Annotated in this window: 26 protein-coding genes; 24 read left to right on the top strand and 2 right to left on the bottom strand. The window is 39.4% G+C overall.

From position 1 onward, the window contains the following. Nucleotides 1-8: 8 nt before the first annotated feature. The 9 genes from BA79_RS09030 (at nt 9) to pyrG (ending at nt 9016) form a co-directional block, all read left to right on the top strand. Complete coding sequence (locus tag BA79_RS09030; RefSeq protein ID WP_035702342.1) at nt 9-1151, top strand: acyl-CoA dehydrogenase; 1143 nt, start codon at nt 9-11, stop codon at nt 1149-1151. Nucleotides 1152-2728: 1577 nt separating this feature from the next. Then, nucleotides 2729-3019, top strand: a complete 291-nt coding sequence (locus tag BA79_RS09015; protein ID WP_035702336.1) for an uberolysin/carnocyclin family circular bacteriocin — start codon at nt 2729-2731, stop codon at nt 3017-3019. A gap of 154 nt (nt 3020-3173) precedes the next feature. Continuing rightward, a complete protein-coding gene (locus BA79_RS19585; protein ID WP_169738192.1) occupies nt 3174-3341 on the top strand; it encodes a hypothetical protein in 168 nt (55 codons plus the stop codon). 35 nt (nt 3342-3376) lie between these two features. Then, nucleotides 3377-4483, top strand: coding sequence for a hypothetical protein (locus tag BA79_RS09010; RefSeq protein WP_248596533.1), 1107 nt, complete (start codon nt 3377-3379; stop codon nt 4481-4483). Between the two features lie 13 nt (nt 4484-4496). Continuing rightward, on the top strand, nt 4497-5018 hold the full coding sequence (locus BA79_RS09005) for a stage II sporulation protein M (RefSeq protein WP_035702331.1): 522 nt from the start codon (nt 4497-4499) through the stop codon (nt 5016-5018). 39 nt (nt 5019-5057) lie between these two features. Further along, nucleotides 5058-5669 (top strand): ATP-binding cassette domain-containing protein, encoded by a 612-nt coding sequence (locus tag BA79_RS09000; RefSeq protein WP_035702329.1) that lies wholly within the window; start codon nt 5058-5060, stop codon nt 5667-5669. Then, nucleotides 5648-6151, top strand: a complete 504-nt coding sequence (locus tag BA79_RS08995; RefSeq protein WP_035702327.1) for a hypothetical protein — start codon at nt 5648-5650, stop codon at nt 6149-6151. The genes BA79_RS09000 and BA79_RS08995 overlap by 22 nt, the downstream gene beginning before the upstream one ends. Nucleotides 6152-6633: 482 nt before the next feature. Continuing rightward, nucleotides 6634-7170 (top strand): DNA-directed RNA polymerase subunit delta, encoded by a 537-nt coding sequence (gene rpoE / locus BA79_RS08990; RefSeq protein WP_017368217.1) that lies wholly within the window; start codon nt 6634-6636, stop codon nt 7168-7170. A gap of 238 nt (nt 7171-7408) precedes the next feature. After that, nucleotides 7409-9016, top strand: a complete 1608-nt coding sequence (pyrG, locus tag BA79_RS08985; RefSeq protein WP_035702325.1) for a glutamine hydrolyzing CTP synthase — start codon at nt 7409-7411, stop codon at nt 9014-9016. A 42-nt stretch (nt 9017-9058) separates the two neighbouring features. On the opposite strand, the gene BA79_RS08980 is transcribed toward pyrG, so the two are convergent. Then, the gene (locus BA79_RS08980; RefSeq protein WP_035702323.1) at nt 9059-9589 is read right to left on the bottom strand and encodes a DUF2529 domain-containing protein; all 531 of its coding nucleotides are present in this window, start codon (nt 9587-9589) and stop codon (nt 9059-9061) included. 180 nt (nt 9590-9769) lie between these two features. Here BA79_RS08980 and BA79_RS08975 point away from each other — a divergent pair, with 180 nt between their 5' ends. The 10 genes from BA79_RS08975 (at nt 9770) to BA79_RS08930 (ending at nt 20161) form a co-directional block, all read left to right on the top strand. Continuing rightward, a complete protein-coding gene (locus BA79_RS08975; RefSeq protein ID WP_003214681.1) occupies nt 9770-10144 on the top strand; it encodes a response regulator in 375 nt (124 codons plus the stop codon). Between the two features lie 178 nt (nt 10145-10322). Then, on the top strand, nt 10323-11180 hold the full coding sequence (locus BA79_RS08970; RefSeq protein ID WP_007497678.1) for a class II fructose-bisphosphate aldolase: 858 nt from the start codon (nt 10323-10325) through the stop codon (nt 11178-11180). 111 nt (nt 11181-11291) lie between these two features. Continuing rightward, nucleotides 11292-11930, top strand: a complete 639-nt coding sequence (gene fsa / locus BA79_RS08965) for a fructose-6-phosphate aldolase (protein WP_003215343.1) — start codon at nt 11292-11294, stop codon at nt 11928-11930. 246 nt (nt 11931-12176) lie between these two features. After that, the gene (murA, locus tag BA79_RS08960) at nt 12177-13466 is read left to right on the top strand and encodes a UDP-N-acetylglucosamine 1-carboxyvinyltransferase (RefSeq protein ID WP_007497673.1); all 1290 of its coding nucleotides are present in this window, start codon (nt 12177-12179) and stop codon (nt 13464-13466) included. A gap of 32 nt (nt 13467-13498) precedes the next feature. Beyond that, on the top strand, nt 13499-14464 hold the full coding sequence (gene glpX, locus BA79_RS08955) for a class II fructose-bisphosphatase (RefSeq protein WP_007497670.1): 966 nt from the start codon (nt 13499-13501) through the stop codon (nt 14462-14464). A 364-nt stretch (nt 14465-14828) separates the two neighbouring features. After that, nucleotides 14829-16112 carry a transcription termination factor Rho gene (gene rho, locus BA79_RS08950; RefSeq protein WP_007497667.1) on the top strand — a complete coding sequence of 428 codons (1284 nt, stop codon included), beginning with the start codon at nt 14829-14831 and terminating at the stop codon, nt 16110-16112. A 130-nt stretch (nt 16113-16242) separates the two neighbouring features. Then, on the top strand, nt 16243-16443 hold the full coding sequence (gene rpmE / locus BA79_RS08945) for a 50S ribosomal protein L31 (RefSeq protein WP_003215407.1): 201 nt from the start codon (nt 16243-16245) through the stop codon (nt 16441-16443). A gap of 87 nt (nt 16444-16530) precedes the next feature. Further along, nucleotides 16531-17133 (top strand): thymidine kinase, encoded by a 603-nt coding sequence (locus BA79_RS08940; RefSeq protein ID WP_007497666.1) that lies wholly within the window; start codon nt 16531-16533, stop codon nt 17131-17133. Nucleotides 17134-17412: 279 nt separating this feature from the next. After that, nucleotides 17413-19113 (top strand): oxaloacetate-decarboxylating malate dehydrogenase, encoded by a 1701-nt coding sequence (malS, locus tag BA79_RS08935; RefSeq protein ID WP_024718762.1) that lies wholly within the window; start codon nt 17413-17415, stop codon nt 19111-19113. Between the two features lie 91 nt (nt 19114-19204). Next, nucleotides 19205-20161 (top strand): AEC family transporter, encoded by a 957-nt coding sequence (locus BA79_RS08930; RefSeq protein WP_017368214.1) that lies wholly within the window; start codon nt 19205-19207, stop codon nt 20159-20161. Nucleotides 20162-20196: 35 nt separating this feature from the next. On the opposite strand, the gene racA is transcribed toward BA79_RS08930, so the two are convergent. Further along, complete coding sequence (gene racA / locus BA79_RS08925; protein ID WP_035702319.1) at nt 20197-20748, bottom strand: chromosome-anchoring protein RacA; 552 nt, start codon at nt 20746-20748, stop codon at nt 20197-20199. Nucleotides 20749-20958: 210 nt separating this feature from the next. On the opposite strand from racA, the gene prfA reads away from it, so the two are divergent. From prfA to BA79_RS08900, 5 genes are all read left to right on the top strand, one after another. Then, nucleotides 20959-22026 carry a peptide chain release factor 1 gene (prfA, locus tag BA79_RS08920; protein ID WP_008343422.1) on the top strand — a complete coding sequence of 356 codons (1068 nt, stop codon included), beginning with the start codon at nt 20959-20961 and terminating at the stop codon, nt 22024-22026. After that, nucleotides 22016-22903 carry a peptide chain release factor N(5)-glutamine methyltransferase gene (gene prmC / locus BA79_RS08915; protein ID WP_035702317.1) on the top strand — a complete coding sequence of 296 codons (888 nt, stop codon included), beginning with the start codon at nt 22016-22018 and terminating at the stop codon, nt 22901-22903. The genes prfA and prmC overlap by 11 nt, the downstream gene beginning before the upstream one ends. Nucleotides 22904-23040: 137 nt before the next feature. Beyond that, nucleotides 23041-23520, top strand: coding sequence for a hypothetical protein (locus tag BA79_RS08910; protein ID WP_017360046.1), 480 nt, complete (start codon nt 23041-23043; stop codon nt 23518-23520). A gap of 163 nt (nt 23521-23683) precedes the next feature. Next, entirely contained in the window at nt 23684-24334 is a 651-nt protein-coding gene (spoIIR, locus tag BA79_RS08905) for a stage II sporulation protein R (RefSeq protein WP_035702313.1), read from the top strand. Between the two features lie 63 nt (nt 24335-24397). Continuing rightward, nucleotides 24398-24841 (top strand): GNAT family N-acetyltransferase, encoded by a 444-nt coding sequence (locus BA79_RS08900; RefSeq protein ID WP_035702311.1) that lies wholly within the window; start codon nt 24398-24400, stop codon nt 24839-24841. Nucleotides 24842-24926: the final 85 nt, after the last annotated feature.

The following is a 24926-nucleotide window of genomic DNA, read 5'->3' as shown; positions in this document are numbered from 1 at the left end:
GGCTCATGATGCAGTTCCAATTAAGTGACGAACACGAAATGATACAAAAAATGGTGAGAGATTTTGCGAAAAATGAAGTGGAGCCAACAGCAGCAGAGCGAGATGAAACAGAATCGTATGATCCGGCTATTTTTCGTCAAATGGCAGAGCTTGGTTTAACGGGAATCCCTTGGCCAGAAGAAAATGGAGGGATTGGTAGTGATTATTTGGCCTATGTCATAGCGGTTGAAGAGCTCTCACGAGTGTGCGCCTCAACAGGCGTCACCCTATCTGCTCACACATCACTCGCCTCATGGCCGATCTATACATTCGGAACAGATGAGCAAAAGGAGACGTATTTAAAGCCGCTTGCAGAGGGACAGAAGATCGGCGCATACGCACTGACCGAGAGCGGCTCGGGTTCAGATGCTGGCGGAATGAAAACAACAGCAGTAAAAGCAGGGAATGAATACGTCTTGAACGGTGCAAAGATTTTTATTACCAATGGAGGCATTGCGGATTATTATATTGTGTTTGCTGTTACTGACCAGGATGCTTCATCCCGCAATACAACCGCTTTTCTTGTAGAAAAAGAGACGCAAGGCTTCTCAATCGGCAAAAAAGAAAGCAAACTGGGCATACGCTCGTCGCCAACGACAGAAATCATCTTTGAAGACTGTCGTATACCCGAAAGGAACCGGCTTGGTCAAGAAGGCGAAGGTTTTAAGATAGCGATGATGACACTTGACGGCGGCAGAAACGGTATTGCCGCACAAGCTGTTGGTATTGCTCAAGGTGCTCTGGATGCAGCAGTCAATTATGCAAAGGAGCGTAAACAATTCGGCAAACCAATCATTCAGCAGCAAGGCATTGCTTTTAAGTTAGCGGATATGGCAACGGCAATTGAGGCCTCAAGACTGCTCACCTATCAGGCAGCATGGCTTGAAACGAAAGGGCTTCCGTATGGGAAAGAATCAGCTATGTCCAAGCTCTTTGCCGGTGATACAGCCATGAAGGTGACGACAGAAGCCGTACAAATCTTTGGTGGATACGGCTATACAAAGGATTACCCAGTCGAACGCTACATGCGTGATGCGAAAATCACTCAAATCTATGAAGGTACACAAGAAATCCAGCGGCTGGTCATCTCACGGAAACTGCTAGATATGTAGAAACGAAGCAAAGACCACCTGATGTGAGGTGGTCTTTACTTTGTACAGTTCAACTAGTTTTAAAATTTTAAAACAGTAGCAAAATCTAAAGGTTTTTTAGAGTGGAAAAGGATTGTATAGCAGTATAACAGCTTTAACTTAAGAGTGATCTGTCACCGATGATGTAGAGAGTATTGATTCATATGAACTGGCAAAAAAACTACTAAAGTATTAGATACTAAATAAAGGATTAACTAAATCTGCACAAAAGGTAATAGTCGTTTTTCCCTGAATTTAATATGATTTCCAGTATTGACCCATCTTATCATGGGGTTATGTTAAAATTGAAGAAATATAAATATTTGGAGGTTATTATGACCACTACTACCATCTTAGGAATCGTAACAATGGTTATATGGATTCTGGTTTCGACAGAACTTTCTAAGAATTCAAAAAAGGACAGTGATCAAAAAGAAAACAGTCGTAGAAAATTAATTGTATTAATGTTTGCAGGAATTGTATTGACCATAGCTGTAGTAATTTCATTATTTCAAAAACTTTAGATTAAGATAAATAAAAGTGTATAGCTATAAAGTTTTCATCATTTAATTTTTAAACATATTTATAAGTAAGGCGATCATCTCACAGACATTACATATTTAAAGCAAATCTCAATGTTTGAGAAATATATAACAAATCAATGATTAGCTTATTTCTAAAAGAGAATGAATTTCTAAAATGCTGGATATTATTCAAACATAGATGAAGAAAAGATTTTATTTGTCCGAAATTGAAAAGTTCTCCGTGAGGTATTTAATACAAAATAGCCAAAATTAATACTAGTAACCTTTAAAATGAAAATATAACCTTTATTAAAGTACATTTATTCTGTTATCAACCTAAATCGGGACATCTCATAATGAGTGTCTCGATTTTTTGGAATACTAGAAATTGGTACAATTTAATTGGTTGACTTCATCCGTTCCAGTCTTTTTCAAAATCCATATACAGGGACCTATGTTGGGTTTTTAAGAGTAGCATGTTTATCGTATTTTCTAATATTTTTCAACTTTTGAAGACTTTCATAGGTATTGCGATGTATAAAGATACTGACATGTTCGATCATACTAATATAACTTTAAAAAATTATAAAGATCTTGTCTTTACAAGGTTCAAGGGGGTAGGATTAGTACTGAAAATTCAATTCATTAAATTTGGCTTTGCCTCTGCCTTTAGTGAAGATGGACTTATTTTATTAAGAACATTATGTTAATAAATTCAAGAAATAAAGGTAGCTAATCATATCTTGAAAATATAAATGCCATAATTATTTCAGTCATGATAAAAGCTATCTACTTCTAAGATATTATAGATATGAGATGAATTGATTTTTAATAGTGTTTTATTAGAAATTTCCACTAGATTTTGGCGAATTAGAGTGTTTTATACCATTAAATAAGTACCCTGTGAAATGAAAAAAGAGCTTAATTTCTAAACTCTATTTAAATAATTATTACAAATTTTCCAAAAAAATATTGAAATGTAATTTACTTCTTGTTAGACTAAAGGAGTAGTAAATAATCGAAGGAGGTCATATTATGACGAAAGCAACAGATTCTAAGTTTTATGCTTTATTATCGCTGTCACTTCTTGCAGTAACATTAATAGCTTTAGTGATTGGTAATGGTTCTTTGATTGCAGCAAATCTTGGTGTAAGTACTGGAACCGCGTTTACAATAGTTAATTTCTTAGATGCTTGGTCCTCGGTAGCAACTGTCATTACTATCGTTGGCATGTTCACTGGCGTCGGAACAATTAGTGCAGGTGTAGCTGCTTCTATTTTGGCTATCATCAAGAAAAAAGAAAAATCTAAAGCTGCTGCTTTTTAATCTCAGAAAAAATCATCTCAATCTTTATTGAGATGATTTTTTCCAATATTATTGTATGGTGAATATGTGTGAATAAACGGTAATTTTAAAACTAATTTAACGTTTTATGCCCATTTTGGATTATTATAAAACATTAATTAGGAGGTATTTTTTGATGATAAAACCCAAAAAGACTTACTTATTCTCATCATTGTTATTTGCAGTTATAATGGTTGCTTTATTTGTTGGTAGAGGTTCTTTGATTGCAGTAAAGTTGGGTGTTAGTAATGGGAATGCTGGTATTTTGGCTGTACATGGGAAAGCCAAAGCTACTGCTTGTTAAAGTGACTTATGTACAAACTAAATAAGCTATTTAAAATGTATGATCGAAGTATAATGGGGTACCTCAATTATATTGGGATGATCCTTTTTTCTTTTATTGTTATGGTAGGGATTATTTTCTATCGTGGTATAATTCCTAACTCTTACCTGAACAACTTTATTTTTATTTCAATATATATTGTAGCTACAGCTAATATCAATCGTTGTGTATTACCATACAGAAGACAACAACCAGGCTTGGTCTTTATCTCTAAACAATTGTTGATGAAACATTTATTCTTTACTATGAAAAAAGGATATGCAGTTCAAATACTTCTTGCTTGTTTAATCTCTACAATCTTTTTGTTAGTAGAAAAGGAATATTTAATTATTATACTATCTATTGTTGTTATAATACTTTCATTTGCATCTCAATTATTGTCGGGTTTATTCAATATTATGAACAGAGTACTTCTTTTGTTGCAATTTTGGTATATCTTAACATCAACTCTTGAAGCAGTTATTATACTGCAGATAGTACAATCTCTTCTTATTTATGTTTACATAAGTAATTCTCATAGAATACCGATGACAATTGGACTTTCATTTTTAAAAAGTGCTAATAAGAAATATAGATCTGGTAATATTCTGTATCTATTTTTATCTTATATGAATAGCAATAAAATATTAATAGTCTTAATAGGTACCTTAGCTTCAGTGCTTACTTATTTTGCCCAATCTCTTTTAACAAAAGTAGAAAACCTGCCTGCGCTAATTCTAGTCTATATAAATTTTATAACGATCTTAGAAATCTTAATAGGGTCAAAAAAGGAAGAAATCATGCTTGATAAGGCCAGAGTTGAAATGTTACAAGCCTCTTTGATTGTAGGTCCATACGAGAGATTTAAATCTAGTACGATTTATTTACTATGTCTTGTGCTCATTTTTATAAGCGCATGTGGAATAGTCGGAGTAATGGTAAACACTTCTGATATCTCAATTAATCTTAAAAATATGTTGTCGATTCCTATAATAATCTTTATTGGGGTTGTATATTTCAGAAAAACCGAACTATTAATCAACGATTATGAACATACATTGCTGAAACTCTCTTTGCCTATTTTATTACTAATATGCATTACAATATTTACTATTACTTCATGAAAAGAGGAGGAAAATGATACATAAAAGATTCAAATGTTTTCTTTGGTACTATTCTAGCTACTGTATATTACTGATTAGTATAGGAATTTATTTTGGAAACATAGTCAACAAAGAATTATTTGAAGCAGCCCCGCCAACTTCGGGTCAAGATTTTATGTCTGTAGTCCTGATGCATAACTTAACGAACTTTGGAATGTATTTATTGGGTTTTTTATTTTCGCCATTATTTCAAATAATGGATTTCGGAGGTTCGTCCTTCGTTATTACAATGGGTTTTAGGACGTTAGGAGCGCAAGAAGCTTTAGATAAATTAATTCCTCATGGTTTATTAGAATTCCCAAATATGCTGCTGTATCAAGGAATAAGCCAGTATGTGCTTTTCACATTAATCTATACGAAGTCAATTAAAGCTGCTCTAGGGGTCATGAAAAAAATGATTCCTTATTATGTACTATCGTTAGTCATCCTAATAATAGCTGCCTTTATTGAAGGGTATGATTCCTTATTATTTTCTATCATTATCAACAATAGCTGATTTTATTGAGGACTCTATATTACAGAGAAGGGGATTCAAGTGGGATTAGAATTTGTAGAATGTACGAAGAAATTCAAAAATAATATGATACTCGATAAAGTGAATTTTTCAATTCCATCGGGTCTCTTTCATTTAGTAGGCCGAAATGGTGCAGGTAAAAGTACTCTCCTTAGAATGATATCTGGATTAGATAAAAGATACTCTGGAGTTATTGAGATAAACAAAGAATCGACTCTTTATTTAAATGTGGACTCTATTGGTATTCACCCATTTACGATTAGAGAAAATCTAGAGATCTTGTGGAATACGTTTAATATTACACCCACTGAAGAACAAATGTGTAATGTGAATGATTTTTTTGATGGCAACCTAGATGGTTCGTATAGTAGAGCATCTACGGGTATGAAAGCGAAGGTAGGGTTATCTTTAGTGTTCGTAAAAGATTGGGAAACAATACTAATTGATGAAACCATGTCATCGCTCGATTCAGAAAGTATAGATATGCTATCTGAAAGGTTAGTGGAAATTTCTAAAAAAAACGCAACCATTATTTATGTTTCCCATAGCATGGTCAATAAACGCTTAAATGATAATTCAAGCATTATTAGTATAGGAGATGGGATGCTTTTATGGAACAACGTCCAAGAATAACATCACTGATATCATTGATCATTTTTATTTTTGCCAATTATTATTTTGTAACTTTTGCTATTGAGTTGAATGGCTACATTTCTATACTAGATGATTTGAAAGCTTTGTTAGAGGATATCTCCTATGAAACAATGCTGAATCTAATTGTTGTCATCACTACAACTTTAACAACAATAAGCCTTTTAGTGCAGTATCTAATTGGTAAATTCTTATTGATGATCTTTGCTCCTGAAGTTAAGAGTAAGTTGTTCTATGCTCTGATTCCTAAGATCCTCATTATGTTTATCAATGTAATATGCATGGGGATTTTGCAGATAAATAACTTATTGTTGTACATGTTGACAGCGCTTATAGGGTCTGTTCTCATTTTGCTCTTTTTCCAGTACAAAAAAGAGAACTGGAAAGCATCAATTCTCTTTGCTACGCCGTTTATCATTGATGCATTAATCTCCTTAGGGAAAGAAATTTTCTCTATACTGTGATGTATGATAAGTAGAGCATGAACTTGCATTTATAGGTAGTTTATAAACAAGATCTGTGAAAAAGGGGAAACCATATTAGTGCAAGTTAAGAAAAGATGCATCTAAAAAAATGTACAAGAAGTTTTTCAAAAAGGTACACGTAGACTTAAACCCGTTTATGTGTACCTTTTTATATGATTGATAATCGCTTCGTTCAATCGATAGCCGATCAGGTGCATTGTCTTTATTGTATTCATTCCTAACATTGCCTTTCATAGAAGGGACACTTGCAAAAACTATATCACACACAGGAATCAGGCCAATTTAACGCAAAAGACTGGCTTCATATGAAAAAATCAAAAATTAACATCAATAAAGGTGGCATAAACTCCCCTAATTTGTTTATAATGAGAGGTATGGTTTGTCGTAAGAATAAGGTATAAATACTTATTATTTCACTGATAAATGGATACATACATGTAATAGAAAGGGAGTGTCTGACCTTGAGTTTGAAAGAATACTCACAGGAACAGCTCAAACAAATGTCTTTAGTTGAACTTGCTTATGAAATTTTCAGAGACAGCAAAACACCGATTACGTTTTCCGAGTTAATAGATGAAATTGTCCGTTTGCAAGGGATACAAAAATCTGATCTTGATGATCGACTTGCTCAATTTTATACAGACTTAAATATAGATGGCCGCTTTATTTCGTTAGGTGATCAGAGATGGGGACTTCGCAGCTGGTATCCAGTTGATCAAATCGAAGAAGAAGTTCAGCCAGCTGTGAAAACAAAAGCGAAAAAGAAAAAAACAAAAGCTGCTGTCGTTGAAGAAGACTTCGATGATATTGAAGAGGAAGAAGAAATCGACGAGCTTGAAGAAGATCTTGATCTTGTTGAAGACGATGAGGACCTTGACCTAGATGATGAAGAAATCGATGAAGAGATAGAAGACTTCGACGAAGATGATGATGAAGATGATGACGGCTTAACGGAAATTGATGAAGACGATTTAGACGATGATGAGGAAGACAAATAACCCTCACAAACCGGTCCTGAAAACAGGACAAAACCGTCTTGACTTTCCAGAGTGAACTATGTAGTATGTATTTTGGGCTCTCTAAAAAAGAGTACGTAAAGATACGTTCATTTACGCTCCCTTTCATTTATTTGAAAGGGAGCTTTCTTATTTTTCAAGAGATTTAGGGATACACTCTAAAAGGATGAAGCTGTGCATGTCTAGTCATGCAAGGGTAAAAAAGAGAGGAGCATACGAAATGACAAAGTATATTTTTGTAACAGGAGGAGTTGTTTCCTCACTTGGAAAAGGGATCACGGCTGCATCGTTAGGCCGCCTTCTGAAAAATAGAGGGATGGATGTCACCATTCAAAAATTTGATCCATATATCAACGTAGACCCAGGGACAATGAGTCCATACCAGCACGGTGAGGTATTTGTTACAGACGACGGTGCTGAAACAGACCTTGACTTAGGTCACTACGAGCGTTTCATTGACATTAACTTAAATAAGTACAGCAACGTTACAACAGGTAAAATCTACTCTACTGTTTTGAAGAAAGAGCGTCGCGGCGACTACTTAGGTGGAACAGTACAGGTTATTCCCCACATTACAAATGAAATCAAAGACCGTGTGTACCGTGCCGGAAAAGAAACGGGTGCAGATGTGGTCATTACAGAAATCGGTGGAACAGTAGGAGACATCGAATCCCTTCCATTCCTTGAAGCGATTCGTCAAATGAAGAGTGACATCGGCCGTGAAAACGTGATGTACATTCATTGTACCCTTGTTCCTTACATCCGTGCAGCAGGCGAACTGAAAACAAAACCAACACAGCATAGTGTAAAAGAACTTCGCAGTCTTGGTATTCAGCCAAACGTCATTGTGGTCAGAACTGAAATGCCATTGGCACAAGACATGAAGGACAAAATTGCGCTATTCTGTGATATTGATACGAAAGCAGTCATCGAATGTCAGGATGCAGATACCCTTTATTCGATTCCGCTTGATTTACAAAAACAAGGATTAGACAAGCTTGTATGTGAGCACATGAAGCTTGACTGTCAAGATGCGGACATGACGGAGTGGACGGCGCTTGTTGATAAAGTGCAAAACCTTTCAAAACAAGTCACAATTGGTCTTGTAGGGAAATATGTTGAGCTGCAAGATGCTTATATTTCTGTCGTTGAATCACTTCGTCATGCTGGTTATGCGTTTGATGCAGATGTTCAAATTAAATGGATCAATGCAGAAGAAGTGACAGCAGAGAATATCGCTGATTTCGTACAAGATGTTGACGGCATCATTGTTCCTGGAGGCTTCGGAGACCGCGGAGTAGAAGGGAAAATCATTGCTACACAATTTGCCCGTGAAAACAAAGTGCCATTCTTCGGAATCTGCTTAGGAATGCAAGTGGCATCAATCGAATACGCGAGAAACGTATTAGGCCTTGAAGGAGCTCATTCAGCGGAAATTGATCCTGAAACAGCATTCCCAATCATTGACCTTCTTCCAGAACAGAAGGATGTAGATGATCTAGGCGGAACACTTCGTCTCGGTCTTTATCCTTGTAAATTAAATGAAGACTCAAAAGCATTTGCTGCATACAATGACGAAGTCGTGTACGAACGCCACCGTCATCGCTATGAGTTTAATAACGAATTCAGACAGCAAATGGAAGCAGCAGGTTTTGTCTTCTCTGGTACAAGCCCAGACGGACGTCTTGTTGAAATCATTGAACTGAAGGATCACCCTTGGTTCCTTGCTTCTCAGTTCCACCCAGAATTCGTTTCAAGACCGACAAGACCACAACCATTATTTAGAGATTTCGTTGGTGCTTCACTACAAGCATCTGAATCAAAATAAAACAAAAAACTGCCGAGAATATCATCTTCTCGGCAGTTTTTTTTATTCATATTCCTCAACGATTTCTTTCACAGTAAACGATAGAGCATGGTAGACATATAAGCAGGTCATCAGTGCAGGATAGCCGAACCTTGTTCCATCTTCAGCAGGCACAAGTGGTTTTTTGAGCTGAAAATCAATGTGGACATCACAATGCTCTTCAATAAATGATGTCTCCTTTTGTGCAGGGCCGACACCGACAATAGGTGTGCCTTGTTCGTGCAGCTCTTTGACAAGGGATTGAATCTCTTGAGCTTCTGGATCTGAATAAAATAAAAGCACCCTGTCACTTGGATGAAGTATGCTGCGCTCCTTTTGATCCAGCGGCAGAACCTTCGCACCCGGAAACGGCTCCTTGCTCTCAGATGCCTCTAAGGCTACAGCCGCCAGTTCATTCTTGCCATGGAAATACACGGCATGTCCACTGACAACGGCCTGAGCAAGAAGGCGTGCACCGTCTTCGATCGCTTCGGCCTGCTTATCTCCAATACGTGAAAAAATACCTGATAATTGGGTAGTGAAAATTTTTAACAAGACTCATTTCCTCCTTCTGTCAGATCATTTTATAATAGAATATAAAGAGAATATTAGGAAAAATGCTCAGAAAATGTCGTAAAGTAAACTATTATAATTAAAGGAAATGTGAAAATCAAACAGAATTATTTAACAACAGCTCTTTTTATGGCGAAAAATGAAAGCAATGGGGTGTAACAGATGAATGAGAAAATTTTAATTGTCGATGATCAGTACGGTATTAGAATATTGCTGAATGAAGTGTTTCATAAAGAAGGCTATCAAACCTTTCAAGCCGCTAATGGACTACAGGCATTAGATATTGTGAAAAACCATAGACCAAATCTCGTCCTGCTTGATATGAAGATTCCCGGAATGGATGGCATTGAGATTTTAAAACGCATGAAATTAATTGATGAAGACATTCGCGTGATCATTATGACAGCTTATGGCGAACTAGATATGATTCAAGAGTCTAAAGAGCTCGGTGCATTAACGCATTTTGCTAAACCATTTGATATTGATGAAATCCGTGATGCGGTCAAAGAATACTTGCCACTCGAAACAAATGGCTAGATGGAAATGATTGAATCAAGTCATTCTGTTGCCGATTTGTCGAATAATTGGTATTCTAGATAAGAAGAAGAAAGCGATCTGACTTTGAAAGTTTACATATGGCGAGAAATTCTGGTCATGCTAGGGTGGAGAGCTTTTTTTAGTAAGCAAATTAGCTACATAGGGAGGATTTTTCATCATGCCTTTAGTTTCAATGACAGAAATGTTGAAAGACGCAAAGGAAAAAGGTTACGCTGTTGGACAGTTTAACTTAAATAACTTAGAATTCACGCAAGCGATTTTACAAGCTGCTGAAGAAGAGAAATCTCCAGTTATCTTAGGAGTATCTGAAGGAGCAGGACGCTACATGGGCGGCTTCAAAACAGTTGTCGCAATGGTAAAAGCGTTAATCGAAGAATATAATGTAACAGTTCCTGTTGCGATTCATTTAGATCACGGTTCAAGCTTTGAATCTTGTGCAAAAGCGATTCATGCAGGATTTACTTCTGTGATGATTGATGCTTCTCACCATCCATTTGATGAGAACGTAGCGACAACTGCAAAAGTGGTTGAGCTTGCACATTTCCACGGTGTATCTGTAGAAGCTGAGCTTGGAACTGTTGGTGGACAAGAAGACGACGTCATCGCTGAGGGCGTTATTTATGCTGATCCAAAAGAGTGCCAAGAGCTTGTAGAACGTACTGGTATTGACTGCCTTGCGCCTGCACTAGGTTCAGTTCATGGTCCATACAAAGGTGAACCAAACCTTGGTTTCGCTGAAATGGAAGAAATCGGTAAAACAACTGGACTTCCACTTGTTCTTCACGGCGGAACAGGTATCCCAACTGCTGACATCAAGCGTGCGATTTCACTTGGTACAGCAAAAATCAATGTAAACACTGAAAACCAAATTGCTTCTGCGAAAGCAGTTCGCGAAACACTTGCTGCAAAAACAGAAGAGTATGATCCACGTAAATATCTTGGACCAGCTCGTGACGCAATTAAAGCGACTGTTATCGGCAAAATGCGTGAATTTGGTTCTTCTAACCAAGCATAATTTGATGAGAACCGAAAGCCGCCTGAGTCACAGGCGGTTTTCTCCATATCATGAGAAAGCGCAATCAAATTTACATTTCAGACAATTTATTGATAGGAGAGTGGCACAGTTATGTTATTTTTCGTAGACACAGCGAATATCGCAGACATCAAAGAGGCACACGAGCTTGGCATTTTAGCAGGCGTGACAACAAACCCTAGTTTAGTAGCGAAAGAAAAGGACGTATCGTTCCACGACCGCCTTCGTGAAATCACTGACGTGGTATCAGGTTCAGTTAGTGCGGAAGTCATTTCCCTCAAAGCAGAAGAAATGATCGAAGAAGGAAAAGAGCTGGCTGCTATTGCACCAAATATCACAGTGAAAATCCCAATGACAACAGACGGCCTTAAAGCGGTCAAAGCGTTAACAGACCTTGGGATTAAAACAAACGTCACGTTGATTTTTAGTGCAAATCAGGCACTTCTTGCAGCTAGAGCTGGTGCGACGTATGTCTCTCCATTCCTCGGCCGCTTAGATGACATTGGCCAAAATGGTCTTGATCTCATTAGTGAAGTGAAAACCATTTTTGATGTTCATGGATTAGATACACAAATCATTGCTGCATCCATTCGTCACCCTCAACATGTGACAGAAGCTGCGCTTAGAGGTGCTCATATCGGCACAATGCCGCTGAAAGTCATCAAGCAGCTGACAAAACACCCATTAACGGATGCAGGCATTGAGCAATTTTTAGCAGACTGGAATAAATAAGTGATTGTGGCAGACGGATACGCATCCGTTTGCCGCAGTTTTCCTTAAATACGCTAAGAAATGTTTTGTGCAAAGAAGAGAACATCACAGCCTCGCAAAGCTTCGATTATTTTTCTTCCGACAAATTTCGTTTAACCTGTATTCTTTCTCTTGATATTGGCTAAATTTTGGACAAGACCTTTTAAAGCGCGACATCCACAAACAGTATAACTCCAACAGTGATCTTCTTTAAGAAGGGAGACAAATATGGAAAAGTTAAACATTGCCGGCGGTGACCCCTTGCGCGGGACCGTACATATTAGTGGTGCGAAAAATAGTGCTGTGGCACTGATTCCTGCCACGATTCTCGCTGATTCTCCAGTAACCATTGAAGGCCTTCCGCATATTTCAGATATTGACACATTACGAGATCTGTTAGAAGAGATTGGCGGAAAGGTCACGTTTGAAAAAGGTGAGATGGTTGTCAATCCTGCCTCCATGATCAGTATGCCGCTTCCTAATGGGAAAGTGAAGAAACTACGAGCATCCTATTATTTAATGGGCGCCATGCTCGGTAGATTCAAGCAGGCTGTCATTGGATTGCCAGGGGGATGTCACTTAGGACCTAGACCGATCGATCAGCATATCAAAGGCTTTGAAGCACTTGGAGCCGAGGTGACAAACGAACAGGGTGCGATTTATTTGCGCGCTGAAAAATTAGTCGGAGCCCGTATTTATCTTGATGTTGTCAGTGTAGGTGCGACCATCAACATCATGCTGGCAGCCGTTCTAGCTGAAGGGAAAACAGTGATTGAAAATGCCGCAAAAGAACCCGAAATCATTGATGTAGCGACACTGCTTGCAAGCATGGGAGCTAAAATCAAAGGTGCGGGGACGGATGTGATTCGGATCGAAGGTGTGGAATCTCTTCATGGCTGCAGGCATTCCATCATCCCTGACCGCATAGAAGCAGGTACATTTTTAATTGCAGGTGCAGCGATGGGGGATGAAGTTGTGCTTGATAATGTGATCCCAACTCATTTAGAATCAATTACGGCGAAACTTAGAGAGATGGGATTCACAATTGAAACAAGCAACGATCAAATGCTGATCGTTGGCAGAAATGAAGGACTCAAGCCTGTCGATATCAAAACCCTTGTGTATCCGGGCTTTCCGACCGATCTTCAACAGCCGATGACGGCTTTGTTAACAAAAGCGAAAGGCACGAGTGTCGTGACAGATACCATTTACTCTGCCCGCTTTAAACACATTGACGAATTGCGTCGAATGGGTGCTAACATGAAGGTGGAAGGAAGATCTGCCATTATTACAGGTCAAACGCAGCTTCAAGGTGCTAAGGTCAAAGCAAGTGATCTGCGAGCAGGTGCTTGTCTCGTTGTTGCAGGGTTAATGGCAGACGGTGTGACCGAAATCACAGGGCTTGAACATATAGACAGAGGATATAGTATGCTTGAGGAGAAGCTTGAAGGCTTGGGTGCAACCATCTGGCGTGAAAAGCTGAATGACCAAGAAATAGAAGAACTTCAAAATTCATAAGGCTTTGACTGTGAGAGGAGATTTGGACAAAAATGGAAAGAAGTTTATCGATGGAACTAGTACGGGTGACAGAAGCAGCTGCATTAAAATCTGCTCGTTGGATGGGTAGAGGTTTAAAAGACGAAGCGGATGATGCTGCAACAAGTGCCATGCGTGATGTATTTGATACGATTCCGATGAAGGGAACTGTGGTCATCGGCGAGGGAGAAATGGACGAAGCGCCAATGCTTTATATTGGGGAAAAGCTTGGAAACGGATATGGACCTCGCGTGGATGTCGCTGTTGATCCATTGGAAGGAACAAATATTGTGGCAAGCGGCGGCTGGAATGCTTTAGCTGTTATCGCTGTTGCAGATCATGGCAACTTGCTGAATGCACCTGATATGTACATGGATAAGATCGCAGTAGGTCCAGAAGCGGTAGGCTGCATCGACATTGAAGCGCCTGTCATTGACAATCTTCGTGCTGTTGCAAAAGCAAAAAACAAAGATATTGAAGATGTTGTTGCGACAATTTTAAACAGAGAGCGACATGAAAAGATCATTGCTGAGCTGAGAGAAGCTGGAGCAAGAATCAAGTTGATCGATGATGGTGACGTTGCAGGAGCCATTAATACAGCATTTGATCACACAGGTGTTGATATTCTATTTGGTTCAGGTGGAGCGCCTGAAGGTGTCCTTTCTGCTGTTGCGCTTAAAGCACTTGGTGGAGAAATCCACGGTAAGCTTCTTCCACAAAGTGAAGAAGAGCTGAGACGCTGTGAGAAAATGGGACTGGATGTTGGAAAAGTCCTCAGAATGGAAGACCTCGTGAAAGGCGATGACGCCATTTTTGCAGCGACAGGTGTAACAGATGGCGAGTTATTAAAAGGTGTTCAATTTAAAGGCTCTGTTGGAACAACACATAGTGTTGTCATGCGTGCGAAATCAGGTACTGTTCGATTCGTCGATGGCAGACACAGTTTAAAGAAAAAACCGAATCTTGTCATTCGTCCGTAATCTGAAAGCGGGTATTCTTTACCCGCTTTTCATATAGGTGTCAAATATATATCATTTTCTTTTTAAAGTTGAATATTCCCTGCAAATGAGGTAAAACTAAAGAGTGCTGCGAAATTTTCTGCGAATTTACTTCTTTTAAGCTTCAACAAGTTTAAATACTGCCGCATCATGACGATATACTCATTATCCTTCTCTATGTTGACAAAGCTCAATTTCACATTGTTCCTATCTTTACGATAAAACGAGTGGGAGCGTTACCATGAGAGCGAGGTCATTCCAACAAAAACGGAATTAAAAGCTAATCAAATACAATGGTCATGCATTTGTAATGAAATACATTGACTAGAAAAGTGTGGTGTCCATATTGAAAGATGTTTCGATTTCATCTTTGGAAAATATGAAATTAAAAGAGCTGTATGAGTTAGCAAAAAAGTACAAAATCTCTTATTACAGCAAACTAACAAAAAAAGAATTAATTTTTGCCATCTTAAAGGCGAACGCTGAGCAAGAGGATCTCTTATTTATGGAAGGGGTTCTAGAAATTATTCAGTCAGAGGGATTTGGTTTCTTAAGACCAATTAACTACTCCCCAAGCTCTGAAGACATTTATATTTCAGCTTCACAAATCAGACGCTTTGATTTAAGAAATGGTGATAAGGTGTCTGGAAAGGTACGACCTCCAAAAGAGAATGAACGCTACTATGGCCTCCTTCATGTCGAAGCGGTAAATGGGGACGACCCAGAATCAGCTAAGGAACGTGTTCACTTTCCTGCACTCACGCCGCTATTCCCTGATCGTCAAATGATTCTTGAAACACAGCCTAATCACCTGTCTACTAGAATTATGGATATGATGGCACCAGTTGGGTTTGGACAGCGTGGTTTAATTGTTGCACCGCCTAAGGCTGGGAAAACCATTTTGCTCAAAGAAATTGCCAACAGTATCTCTGAAAATCATCCAGAGGCAGAACTGATTGTTCTTCTTATTGACGAACGTCCAGAGGAAGTAACAGATATCGAACGTTCTGTTGCAGGGGATGTCGTTAGCTCAACCTTTGACGAAGTACCGGAAAACCACATTAAAGTAGCAGAGCTTGTATTAGAGCGTGCGATGCGTCTAGTTGAACATAAAAAAGATGTCATCATCTTAATGGACAGCATCACAAGGCTTGCTCGTGCATACAACCTTGTCATCCCGCCAAGCGGCCGAACGCTTTCCGGCGGTATTGATCCAGCGGCTTTCCACCGTCCAAAACGCTTCTTTGGTGCTGCGCGTAACATCGAAGAAGGTGGGAGCTTGACCATTTTAGCTACTGCACTTGTTGATACGGGATCACGTATGGATGATGTGATTTATGAAGAGTTTAAAGGAACAGGAAACATGGAGCTCCATTTAGATCGTTCTCTTGCAGAAAGAAGAATTTTCCCAGCCATCGACATTCGTCGTTCCGGTACAAGAAAAGAAGAACTGCTTGTGCCTAAAGAGCATCTTGATCGTCTATGGGCGATGAGAAAATCAATGTCAGATACACCTGATTTCGCTGAGAAATTCATGCGCAAAATGAGAAAAACAAAGACAAACCAAGAATTTTTCGATATTTTAACGCAAGAGTGGAAACAAGCAAATATGTCTGCATCAAGAAGATAGCTTCATGAAAAAATACATTTGCAATCATAGACTCACACTGTTATAATTTTATCATGTGCGTTTCAGAATTTATTCTGAGATATTAACTCTGTTTCCGAATTGGATTCAGGGCGGAAGGAGATGACAGTAGATGAAAACAGGAATTCATCCTAACTACAAAAAAGCTACAGTCAAATGCGCTTGTGGAAATGAGTTTGAAACTGGATCAGTAAAAGAAGAGGTACGCATCGAGATTTGCTCTGAGTGCCATCCTTTCTATACAGGCCGTCAAAAATTCGCTTCTGCTGATGGACGTGTTGACCGCTTTAACAAAAAATACGGTCTTAAGTAATAATAGATACAATAAACAGGCAGGAATCCGTTCTTGCCTGTTTTTTTACGTGGATTGATGGAACTTTAAAACGGGGGAGAAGACCTTATGTATGTGATGAAACAAAGCGGTTGGCTTGAAGTCATCTGCGGAAGTATGTTTTCTGGAAAGTCGGAAGAATTGATTCGGAGAGCCAAAAGAGCCACCTTTGCCAAACAAGAAGTAAAAATATTCAAACCAGCGATTGATAACCGGTATAGCACAAGCTCAGTTGTGTCACATAACGGTTCATCCGTCGATGGGATTGCAGTAACCTCACCAAAAGACATAATAACGCACATATCAGAACGAACCGATGTCATTGGCATTGATGAGGTGCAATTTTTTGATGAGACAATCATTGATATTGTCACTCAATTGGCTGATAAAGGCTACCGAGTCATTGTTGCAGGCCTTGATCAAGACTTCAGAGGAGAGCCATTTGGTGTTGTTCCGCATTTAATGGCATGTGCAGAGCTTGTAACAAAACTTCAAGCAGTTTGTTCGGTATGCGGCTCCCCAGCGAGTAGAACACAACGCTTGATCGACGGTAAACCCGCATCCTATGATGATCCCATTATTTTAGTAGGTGCGCAGGAATCATACGAAGCACGATGCAGACATCACCATGAAGTACCAAAATTAGATGTTGGTACAACACTTGACAATTAAAAAAATAGCAAATGCCGCTGTGTTTCGTTTTTCGAGATTTTGGCTGAACACCCATCATTTGTACTTAAATAAATTAAATAACGCTACGAAAAAATTATCTAATTTTCAACGCTTGCGTTTTGGTATAAGCAGGCATAAAATGACTAACTGTAGTGTAAAGCATTTAAACGAAAAGTTCGATTTCTTGTCATAATTTTTTTGATTAAGGATTTTTCTCCTTGATCGTTCTTTGTATTAATAGTTCACTTTATTTATATTTTAGAAAGAGGGTAGTTTTTGATGAACAACGTGAAGAAAACAAAAGAAGGGTACCTCGAAACCACTTTGACAGGTAAAGATGTATTATCGATTCCAACGTTGAACAAAGGCGTTGCTTTCTCTGAAGAAGAAAGACAAGAGCTTGGACTAGAAGGATTACTTCCTCCAACTGTTCTGACTTTAGAACAGCAAGCAGAGAGAGCATACAAGCAATTTCTAGCTCAGCCAGATCGTCTTCGTCAAAACGTATACTTAAGTGATTTGCAAAACCGTAACGAAGTATTATTCTATAAGCTTCTAACGGACAAGCTTCGTGAAATGCTTCCTGTTGTTTACACACCAACTGTTGGTGAAGCGATTCAAGAATACAGCCATGAATACAGAAGACCTCATGGTGTCTACCTTTCAATCGACAACATTGACGGCATTGAGAAAGCATTTGAAAACTTACATGCAACAGCAGGCGACATCGACCTCATCGTAGCAACTGACTCTGAGAGTATTCTTGGAATTGGTGACTGGGGTGTTGGTGGTATCAACATCGCAATTGGTAAATTAGCTGTTTACACGGCTGCAGCAGGGATTGATCCAAGCCGCGTCATTCCAGTTGTATTAGATGTTGGAACTAACAATGAGAAATTATTGAATGATCCATTGTACATCGGGAACCACCACAAACGTGTACAAGGTGAAAAATACGAAGAATTCATTGATGCGTATGTAAAAGCAGCACTTAAATTCTTCCCGAAAGCATTGCTTCACTGGGAAGACCTTGGAAACAAAAATGCGCGTAACATCATGAAAAAATACAACGACAACATCTTAACTTTTAATGATGATATCCAAGGTACTGGTGCCATTACTTTAGCGGGTGTTCTTGCAGCTGTCAAGAAAACTGGTACTCAATTGAAAGATCACCGTGTGATGATTTTCGGAGCTGGATCAGCTGGAATCGGAATCGCCGATCAAATGCGTGACACAATGGTTCTTGAAGGTCTAAGTGAAGAAGAAGCAAACAATGCATTCTGGACGTTAGACTACAGAGGATTGCTAACAGATCAGTTTGAAGATGAAGTGCTTGATTTCCAAAAACCATACCTTCGTTCTTCTGATGAAGTAGAAGGCTGGGCTCGTGATGAAAAAGGACAAATCTCATTTGCTGAAGCTGTTCGCAAGGTGAAGCCAACCATTCTTATTGGTACATCAGGTCAAGGCGGCGCATTCACTGAAGAAATTATTAAAGAAATCGCAGCTCATACAGAGCGTCCAGTGATCATGCCGATGTCTAACCCAACTCCACTTGCTGAAGCAGTACCGGAAGATCTATTCAAATGGACAGACGGTCGTGCGCTTGTTGCAACTGGAAGCCCATTCGAAAATGTCGAGTATAACGGAATTGAACATGAAATCGGACAATCAAACAATGCGTTCGTTTTCCCTGGACTTGGTCTTGGTTCAATCGTAACGGAATCAAAAATTATCACAAAAGGCATGTTCGTTGCTTCTGCAAATGCGATCGCTGAAATGGTTGATCATGAAAAACCAGGCGCTGGACTGCTTCCAAGCATTGATAAATTGCAAGAAGTATCAATCAAGGTAGCTGTTGAAGTGGCAAAAGCAGCAATTAAAGATGGTGTCGCAAGAAGAACACCTGACAACATCGAACAAGCTGTGAAAGATGCTATGTGGATTCCTGAATATAAAAAAATTGTAAGAGCATAATAAAATGTGTAACGCGGCATTGTTTCGGGTAATGTAAGCAATGCCGCTATAAAATAAGAAACATGTAAAGGATTCAAGGAGGAATAGTAAGATGGACTTTTTAAATATTTTGATCCTCCTAGCACCGATTTTTTTCGTTATCGCGCTGGGTTGGTTCGCAGGGAACTTCGGCAGCTATGACGCTAAATCTGCAAAAGGTGTAAGTACACTTGTTACAAAGTATGCTTTGCCAGCGCACTTTATCGCCAGCATTCTGTCAACACCAAAAGATAAATTCTATAGTCAAATTCCATTTTTCGTTGCATTGATTTTCGGAATCGTAGGCTTTTATATCATTATCCTTTTAGTTACGAAATTTGCTTTTAAATATGATTTAACAGATTCATCTGTTTTCTCATTAAACTCAGCACAACCGACCTTTGCATTTATGGGGATTCCGGTCTTGGGCAGTTTATTTGGGGCTCAAGAAGTTGCAATTCCGATTGCTATTACCGGAATAGTTGTAAATGCATTGCTTGATCCAATTGCTATTATTGTGTCAACTGTCGGTGAAAAAACAAAAGGAAAAGCCAAAGACGGCGAAAGTTTCCTAAAAATGACGACGAAAGCGATTTTGCACGGTTTATCAGAGCCGCTTGCGCTTGCACCGTTAGCAAGTATCATTCTTGTTCTTTTAGGATTTAAACTTCCTGAAATCGGACATGAAATGCTAGAGGAAATTGGAAGTGTGACATCAGGGGTTGCGCTCTTTGCAGTCGGTGTCACAGTCGGTATCCGCAAGATTAAACTGAGCTTACCAGCTTTCAGTATCGCATTGCTCAAAGTAGCTGTACAACCGTTACTTATGTATTTCATCGCCATTCTTATGGGTCTTTCGGCGGATGAAATTACAAAAGCTGTATTGCTTGTTGCCTTCCCAGGTTCAGCTGTTGCGGCCATGATCGCCACTCGATTTGAGAAACAGGAAGCAGAAACAGCATCCGCATTTGTGATCAGTGCGATCATGTCACTCATTACATTACCAATCATTATTGCACTTACCGTATAATATAGTAGAAAGGCTGCCTCGTTAGGCAGCCTTTCTTAGCGAAATGAATGAAACAGAGGGAAGAGTGCACGCTTTTTTTTCATTTCGGGGTGTGCCTTTTCCTTTTCTTCTTCTTTTGATGGTTTTGGTTTTGTCAATGTGGCTGTGAGGCGTTCTAATTTTGCAGTTAATTCTTCAATTTCTCTTCTGTGCTGGAGGAGCTGGTAGGAAACGCCTTCATCTGCTTTCTTAGCGAGTTTCCGTTCTAATTCTTGAAAACGGGCTTCAATATGACTGACATGTGATTGCTCTTGAAGGAGCTGTTTCATTTGTTTTTCTAAGGCTTCTATCCGTTTTGATGAGTCAGAAGTTTCTACAGTAGGTGATAATTGCTGGGCGGTTTCTTCATGGATCGGCAGTCTAATGTCATGGAGAATCACACCTTCGTTCATTTGGTGTTGGACCTCTTTGAGCAGCTGGACAATGTCATCATGAAATTCGTAATGTCCAAGTTCATTCCGGGCGACAGGGATGTTGAGCTGTTTGACCCAGCGCTGAATGGTTTTTGAAGATACACCAATTTCCTTTGCAACCTCATTTGTATTCAAACCAAATGCCCTCCCTTTTTTCAATTACAAGTACCATTCTCTTTCGTGAGCATCCGTTCCTTCACGTTAGACAAAACAAGTAACCAATCGCCAAAGATCGTGTTTTCTAGTGAAAAATTGCAGAAAATCAATTGTTTTGGAAATTTTTTTGACTGTCATACCCCGCTATACTATAATTAGACTGTTACGCACAAAACAGAGGTGAAGACCATGTTAGACCGTTTAAAATCAATTGAAGAACGCTATGAAAAGCTAAATGAATATTTAAGTGACCCTGAAGTGGTGAACGACCCTAAGAAGCTTCGTGAATATTCGAAGGAACAATCTGATATTCAAGAAACTGTTGAGGTATATAGACAATATCGTGCGGCATATGATCAGCTAAGTGATGCGAAAGCCATGCTGGAAGATAAGCTCGATGCCGATATGCGCGACATGGTCAAGGAAGAAATTTCAGAGCTCACAGAGGAAACAGAACGTTTAGAAGACGAGCTGAAAATCTTGCTCATCCCGAAAGATCCGAATGACGATAAAAACGTTATTGTGGAGGTTCGTGGTGCAGCGGGCGGAGAAGAGGCTGCGCTGTTTGCAGGAAACCTGTACCGTATGTACAGCCGTTATGCTGAAATGCAAGGGTGGAAAACGGAAGTCATGGAAGCGAGTGTCACTGGAACTGGCGGTTATAAGGAGATCATCTTTATGATTAGCGGTAAAGGTGCATATTCTAAACTAAAGTTTGAAAACGGTGCACACCGCGTGCAGCGTGTTCCTGAAACTGAGTCAGGCGGCCGTATTCATACATCAACAGCGACAGTTGCTGTATTACCAGAGGCTGAGGAAGTTGAAATTGATATCCACGAAAAAGATATTCGTGTGGATACATTTGCATCAAGCGGACCAGGGGGACAAAGTGTTAATACCACAATGTCTGCTGTTCGTTTGACTCACCTTCCAACCGGTGTAGTGGTTTCCTGTCAGGATGAGAAATCACAAATCAAAAACAAAGAAAAAGCGATGAAAGTTTTGCGTGCGAGAATTTATGATAAATTCCAGCGTGAAGCACAAGCTGAATATGACCAAACCCGTAAATCTGCTGTTGGAACAGGGGATCGTTCAGAGCGTATCCGTACGTACAATTTCCCGCAAAACCGCGTGACGGACCACCGCATTGGATTGACGATTCAAAAGCTTGATCAAATTTTAGAAGGAAAACTTGACGAGGTCATTGATGCATTAATTATGGAAGACCAAGCAAGAAAACTTCAAAATGCAAAATAAAGAGCGAACGATCTTTGAAGCCCTTAAATGGGCTTCTTCTTTGTTAACGGAAGCGGGCAGAGACCAAAACGCAGCAGAGTTAATGTTGATGCATGTGCTTGGATGGAGCAGAAGTGAACTTCTTGCCCGTTTTCATGATCCACTGCCAGAGGAGCAAGATTCACAATTCAGTGAGTTCGTCGCGCAGCACAAGCGTGGAGTGCCTGTGCAGCATTTAACGGGTGTTGAATTTTTTTATGGGCGTCCTTTTGAGGTAAACAAACATGTTCTGATTCCTCGTCCTGAAACGGAGGAAGTGGTGTTGGCGGCATTGAACATGATGAATCGTGTGTTTCCTAATGATCAGCCGCTCAAAGCTGTTGATGTAGGAACAGGTAGCGGTGCAATTGCGATTACGTTAGCTCTTGAAAAAGAATCTCTCACTGTGACAGCGACGGATATTTCACATGAAGCACTTGAAGTAGCAAAGCGAAATCAAGAAGCGCTTGGTGCAGACGTTCATTTTGTCCAAGGGGATTTACTTGAACCGATTATGGCTCAAGGCATCAAAGTCGATGTGTTTATTTCCAATCCGCCTTATATTGCGGCAGAAGAAATGGATGGTTTATCAGAGGTTGTCACAAAGCATGAACCTGTCAATGCGCTGACAGATGGGCGTGATGGCCTGTGGTTTTATGAGCGTATCGCCTGTGACCTCCACAAGGTACTTCATCAGCAAGCAGTGGTTGTCTTTGAAATAGGACATACACAAGCACAAGATGTAAAAGCGCTTCTTTTGCAGGCGTTCCCTTCAGCTGATGTTCATATCATCAAGGACATCAACGGAAAGGATCGAGCGGTTTGCGCACACATTCAAAACGGAAGTCCGGCTGAATAAAGTCGGACTATTTTATTATGTAAAGATGAAACTTATGGTAAAAGGGAAACGTATATATAGAAGAATGAACATTCTGATCATGATTTTTTACATAAATTTGTTTTGAAGGAGCGAATGGTGTGAACAGAAGGTATGCGATGGTGTTGGTCATCGTCAGTGTACTATTGATTGTGAGTGCTTGCGGTAAACCGAGCTTTAAAAAAGAAGCAGCAGCATTTGGGGAAAACTATAAAAAAGCACAATACACAGTGAATCGGACGGATGACCTATCTGACATGAAGGAGAAGTTGAAGGATTATTTAACCGAGCATGAATATCAAGAATATACACAAGACAGCATGTTTCCAAGTGTATTAGAAGCAGCAAAAGATCAAGATTGTCAAATTAAACTGAAAAAAATTACGTTTACACCTTCAGATGAAAGCGATGACAGGATTGAATTTGACTATGAAATGATCATTCAATTTATTGACCATAAAGGAAAGGTCAAAAAGGAAATTGAGAAAAAAGGTGCAATGACAGTCATCAAAACAGATTCGGGTTTAAAAATCAGCCGAGATTGGGATGGGAGATTGTACCCTTCCGATTACCAATCCTCACTAAAAAGCCGTTCATAAGTTGTTGAATGGCTTTTTTGCATGCAGAAAAAACATTGATTCGCTCACCTCATGTAGTTGTTTTTTACTCATAATCTATTAAAAAAATCATTTTTGCTGTTTACGAGATGCGTTTCCTGGACACAATGTTTGTAGCGAAGAGAAAAAGTGGGGGGAACACATCATGTTCAAAAGTAAAATGATGATTTGTCTTTATATGTTTCTATTATTATGTGGTGCTTTTGCAAACCTTGGAAAAGAGGAGACGGCGGCTGCTTCTGCTAATCAGCCTGTTGTGATTCCAGATGAAGCCATTCGTTTACGCATTTTAGCCAACAGTGACCAGTCGGCAGATCAAGATGTGAAACGAAGTATTCGAGATGAGGTCAATGCCAATATAACGGAGTGGGTGAAAGACCTCACATCCATTGAAGAAGCTAGACGTGTGATTCGTTCAAAGCTTCCAGACATCAATCGTATCGCCAAAGCAAAATTAAAGGAACAACACATTGATCAATCCGTATCGGTCAGCTTTCAAAAAGCCTCATTTCCAACAAAGCTATATGGCAACTTTGTTTATCCTGCTGGGAAATATGAAGCCATTTTGATTACGTTAGGGGAAGGAGACGGAGCCAATTGGTGGTGTGTGTTATTCCCACCTCTCTGCTTTATCGATTTTTCAAACGGAGAAGCGATCGCCTCACCAGAAGGAGATGATAAAGAGCAGGTAGCCGCAGAGCCAACAAATGAATCTGTCAATGAAGTGGTAAAAGAAGAAGAGACGGGTGAAGTGAAATTCTTTCTGTTCGAATGGGTCTCTAGTCTTTTCTCTTAAAAAAGGTCTAAATCTGTTTTTGCCTCATAGAGTTGAAGTAAGAGAACAAAAAGAGGTGAAAGCATGTATTATCAATTAAGAATAGCGACAGAAGAAGATGCTCCGGCCATTAATGCTTTTCTTAAAAAAGGCCAAGCAAAAGGCGGGGTGACGATTGCAGAGCGTACGTCATTTGTGGTCATGGAAGATGCAGACGGTGAGCTTGCAGGTTGTTTAGGTCTTGAACGACTAAATGAACAAGAAGGATTGCTAAGATCACTTGTGATATCAGATAAACTTGGTCAGGGGCATATCGTTTCTCTGTTCCAAAGTGTTCAAACGCTAGGGGAAAAACAAGGTGTGGACACCTTTTATGTTGTAGCCAATCACTCCTCTTCGCATGATTTTTTAGCGCTGATGGGCTTTACGCCTATAGAGGAAATCCCAGAAAGTGTATGGGTATCTGCGCATGCAAAAGAGTCATTGGGAAAAGAGCAGGCGGTTGTGCTGCAAAAAACAGCTAGTTAATCACAAAACACCGGACTTATTCACATACTTATCCACTGTAAAACAAGCGTTATCCACAAATTGTGGACAACGCTTGTTTTATTTA

The sequence above is a fragment of the Bacillus altitudinis 41KF2b genome, from assembly GCF_000691145.1.
GTDB classification, from domain to species: Bacteria; Bacillota; Bacilli; order Bacillales; family Bacillaceae; genus Bacillus; species Bacillus altitudinis.
This window is presented reverse-complemented; position numbering and strand designations above follow the sequence as displayed.